This is a genomic window from Pseudomonas sp. REP124 (genome assembly GCF_020164475.1).
Taxonomy (GTDB): Bacteria; Pseudomonadota; Gammaproteobacteria; order Pseudomonadales; family Pseudomonadaceae; genus Aquipseudomonas.
The window spans coordinates 1-4,104 of the sequence record NZ_JAIQWX010000256.1; the positions used below are offsets into that span (position 1 = coordinate 1).

The window sequence follows — 4,104 nt, forward strand, 5'->3', positions numbered from 1 at the left end:
ACAGGTTCAGCGGTGCCTTTGTAGGAGCAAGGCTTGCCCGCGAAGGCCACACAACCGATCTAACTGCCCTTCACCGCCACAAACACCGCCGTCTCATAAGGCACCGTCACCTCCTCCCTGCCCCGCAACTCCGGTTCACCCTCGATCATCGCCCTGATCCGCTCATCAACCTTCGCCCGCTCCGCCTCCGGCAACGCCGAGATAAAGCTGGTCGAACGTACCCGATTGAAAATCACATCCTCCGGCGAGCCGCTATGGCCATGGCTGAAATGCTGGGACCGCAACGGCCCGAACGCCGGATGGGGAAACACCCGGCGCCACTCGCCGGTGTAATAGCGCGGCGTATCGCCCTCCAGGGCATTGACGATCGCATCCAGTTTCGGCACCCAGCCAACCCGTGTGTCCCGCAGATTCCACACCAGCCCCAGCCGACCGCCAGGCTTGAGCACCCGGGCGATTTCGTCGAGGGCTTCGCCAGTGGCGAACCAGTGGAAGGCCTGGGCGCAGACCACCGCATCCACCGATTCATCGGGCAAGGGCAAGTCCGTTGCCGTGCCTTTCACGGCCAGTACTTCAGGATAGGTTTCGGCGAGCTTTTCCAGCATTTGCGCCACCGGCTCCACGGCGATGACCTGCGCGCCGGTGGCCAGCAGCCGGCCGGTGAACTTGCCGGTGCCGGCGCCCAGGTCGATGACGGCGGCGTCGGCGTTCAATCCCAGGGTATCGCTCAGCCATGTGGCCACCTGGGGCGGGTAATCCGGGCGACCACGCACGTAAGTGTCGGCGCCGGTCTTGTAACCGGCGGCGGCTGAATGGTGAATCTGATCTTTCATGGCAGAACTCCAGTTCGGCGATGGATGCTGAGGAGCTTAACTCTTCAACTTGAGCTTTCCTTGCACTGGACTCCAGAAACAAAATGAATGATTGTTCACCTTGCGCTGTTTAGATTTTACTGATCGATAAAAATCAACGTTTCGGCCTGTTCGATGTCCCAATCCTGACACCCATGGAGCATTGCCCATGAATAGCCGTTATACGATGTTCACCGCCCCGCTCTTGCTAGCCGTCGCCTTGTCCAGCGCCCAGGTCTGGGCCAATGGCGAGGAAGACTCGCCCGCCAAACCCCAGTGCCCCAAAGGCCAGGTCTTCGACAAGAAAGCCCAGAAATGCGTGATGCAAACCAGCAAGCTGGTGCCGGACGCCGACCGTACCGACTACGCCTATCAGTTGGCCAAGGACGGGCGTTACGAAGAGGCGCTGGCGCTGCTCGATACGCTGCAGGAACCCAACACCGCCATCGCCCTGAACTACCGCGGCTACGCCACCCGCAAGCTGGGGCGCACCGATGAAGGCATCAGCTATTACCTGCAATCGGTCAAGCTCAACCCGCGTTACGCGAAAGTTCGCGAGTACCTGGGCGAAGCCTATGTGATCAAGGGCCAGCTGGCCCTGGCCCAGGAACAGTTGCAGCAGATCAAGTCGATTTGCGGCAACACGACGTGCGAGGAATACCGGGACCTGGCCGAGGCCATCGAGGGCTCCGCAAAAACCTGATCGGCGCCACCGCCCCCTGTAGGAGCGAGCACGCTCGCGATGCACGCAAGAACACCGCGGGGCGTCAGGCCGCCAGCGTTATCGTTGACGACCATCGCGAGCATGCTCGCTCCTACAGGGGAAATTTCGTCAGGTCCTGACCTCGTGGGAATTCCCCCACAGCTCCGGTCACCACCGTATACCGCACTCGATCCCCCACCAGAAAATAGTCATCGCCATCTTCCGTGAGGTTCAGCCCGATCCTCACTGCCAGCCGGGAGCGCCCGTCATCGGCCATGACAATGGCGAATGTCGTCGACGTTGCGTCGACCCAGACTTTCTTGATGGCGTTGATTGTCCCTTTGCCACTTTTTCTTGTGCTTGGCGCTGCCATTGTCCCCTCCAGTCATCAGTGCGTGGCGCGACAGCCTGACTGCGTAGGGACAATGAAACGCCCAAGCGACGAACGTGACTACTGTCAGCTTTGACAGGTTTGCGGCTCAAAGCCCCGCCGGGCGCTACCGTTTGTCATATTCCTGTGCTTACGCCGGCGTCGGCAGCCACAGACGGAACCGCGCGCCGCCCAACGGAGAGGCTTCAACCGTCAGCGTACCGCCCTGGGCTTCCAGCGCCCGGCGACTGATCGCCAAGCCCAGGCCGAAGCCGCCGGTGGCGCGATCGCGGCTGCGGTCCAGGCGGTAGAACGGCTCGAAAATCCGCTCGCGTTCGTCGTCCGGAATGCCGATGCCGTCGTCGTCCACCTGGATTTCACAGCCCTTGGGGCAGACCTTCACGCCAATCTGGATGCGCTTTTCGCAGTAGCGCATGGCGTTGCGCAGCAGGTTCTGCAGGGCCCGGGCGGTCAGACGCGGGTCGAGGCTGAAACGCTCGAGCTGACCGTGCAGCAGCACGTCGATGACGATGTCCGGGGATTGTTCCTCGTCGACGCTGCCAAGAATGCTGTCGATGAACTCATCCAGCGACACCTCGACCTGCTCCGGCACCCGCGCCGGGTTCTGCAGGCGGCTGTAGGACAGCAGTTCCAGCACCAGCTCATCCAGTTCGCGAATGTGATCCACCAGACTCTGCAAGCGTTCGCGGCTGGTGGCCGGCAAGTCGTCGGATAGCGCCAGGGCCAGGCCGAAGTCCAGGCGGGTCAGCGGCGTGCGCAATTCGTGGGAGACTGCGTTGAGCAGGTCGCGCTGCTGGTTGAGCAGGTTCTCTATATCGCCGGCCATGGTGTCGAACACATTGGCCAAGCTGCCGATGTTGGAGCTGGGGGAAATCTGCGTGCGCTCGCTCAGGTTGCCCTTGCCGAAGCGCTCCGCCGCGCTTTTCAGACGTTCGAGATCGCGCCAGTGCGGGCGCAACCACAACAGCAGACAAGCAAGCATGGTCGCGCCGATCAGCACGTTGATGCTCCAGTACAACAAGCTGACATCCATCGGGTCCGGCGGCACCACCATCTGCACCACGGTGCGCTCGTTCAGCGGCGACACAGCCAGGGTGCGCCAGCCCCAGTCGCCGATGCGCACGATGTTCTCGCCGCGCTGCAGGCGCTGCTGCTCATCGGCGCTGAACTCAGGATCATCGTTGCGGCTGAGGACGATGTGCAGCGGCTTGAAGTCCTCGTCCATTTCGGCCGCCAGCGCCGGCCATTGTTCGCTCGGCACGGCTTTGAACTGCTTGACCATCAGCGTCTGAAGGCCGCGGGAGTAGTCGAGGTTGTAGGTGACGAAACGCTCGTGGAATACCTTGATGACCAGGTCCGGCACCAGATAGATCGCGGCGCTGAACGAGACGATGGTCACCAGGTACAGGCGAAAGAGAATTCTGAACATCGGCTCAACATTCCCATTCGGAACGGCTGAACAGGTAACCCTTGCCCCACACCGTCTTGATCTTGCGCGCTTCACCCGCACTGTCGTCGAACTTGCGGCGCAACTTGGAGATCGCCACGTCCACCGAGCGATCGGTGCCGTTGAACTCGATGCCGCGCAGGCGTTGCAGGATCTGGTCGCGGCTGAGCACTTCGCCGGCATGTCTGGCCAGCACCACCAGCAGGTTGTACTCGCCGCTGGACAGCTCCACTGGTTGCTCGCGCCAGGTCACGGTGCGCTCGGACAGGTCGATGCACAGGTTGCCCATGATGATGCGGTCGTTGCCGGTCTGCGGCTCGCTCAGGCTGCTGCGGCGCAGCAAGGTCCGCACCCGGGCCAGCAACACCCGGGGTTCGCAGGGTTTGGTGACGTAGTCGTCGGCGCCCATTTCCAGACCCAGCACCTGATCGTGGCTGTCGTCGCGGGCGGTGAGCATGAGAATGGGCAGGGTCGCCGAATCGGCGCGCAGCAGGCGGCAGACTTGCAGGCCGTCGAGGCCGGGCAGCATCAGGTCGAGAATCACCAGGTCCGGCGCACTGGCCCGCGCCCGCTCGCGCACCTGATCGCCACGGCCGATGACGCTGACGGAGTAGCCGTTGCGTTCCAGGTAGCTGGCGATCAGTTCGGCGAGGGCGGTGTCGTCTTCGACCAGGAGGATGTTGGGCATGGGGTGTTTCCAAGGGGTGCTGTG

General features: G+C 62.5%; 4 protein-coding genes and 1 pseudogene. 1 reads left to right on the plus strand and 4 read right to left on the minus strand.

The window, feature by feature from the left end:
• Positions 1 to 59: 59 nt before the first annotated feature.
• Positions 60 to 836, minus strand: a pseudogene (locus tag K9857_RS29790) (methyltransferase domain-containing protein); the annotation flags it as partial.
• Between the two features lie 184 nt (positions 837 to 1,020).
• On the opposite strand from K9857_RS29790, the gene K9857_RS29795 reads away from it, so the two are divergent.
• Entirely contained in the window at positions 1,021 to 1,554 is a 534-nt protein-coding gene (locus tag K9857_RS29795; protein ID WP_224542081.1) for a tetratricopeptide repeat protein, read from the plus strand.
• Positions 1,555 to 1,666: 112 nt separating this feature from the next.
• On the opposite strand, the gene K9857_RS29800 is transcribed toward K9857_RS29795, so the two are convergent.
• From K9857_RS29800 to K9857_RS29810, 3 genes are all read right to left on the minus strand, one after another.
• A complete protein-coding gene (locus tag K9857_RS29800; RefSeq protein WP_224542083.1) occupies positions 1,667 to 1,927 on the minus strand; it encodes a hypothetical protein in 261 nt (86 codons plus the stop codon).
• A gap of 148 nt (positions 1,928 to 2,075) precedes the next feature.
• A complete protein-coding gene (locus K9857_RS29805) occupies positions 2,076 to 3,374 on the minus strand; it encodes an ATP-binding protein (RefSeq protein ID WP_224542085.1) in 1,299 nt (432 codons plus the stop codon).
• A 4-nt stretch (positions 3,375 to 3,378) separates the two neighbouring features.
• Positions 3,379 to 4,080, minus strand: a complete 702-nt coding sequence (locus tag K9857_RS29810) for a response regulator transcription factor (protein ID WP_224542086.1) — start codon at positions 4,078 to 4,080, stop codon at positions 3,379 to 3,381.
• Positions 4,081 to 4,104: the final 24 nt, after the last annotated feature.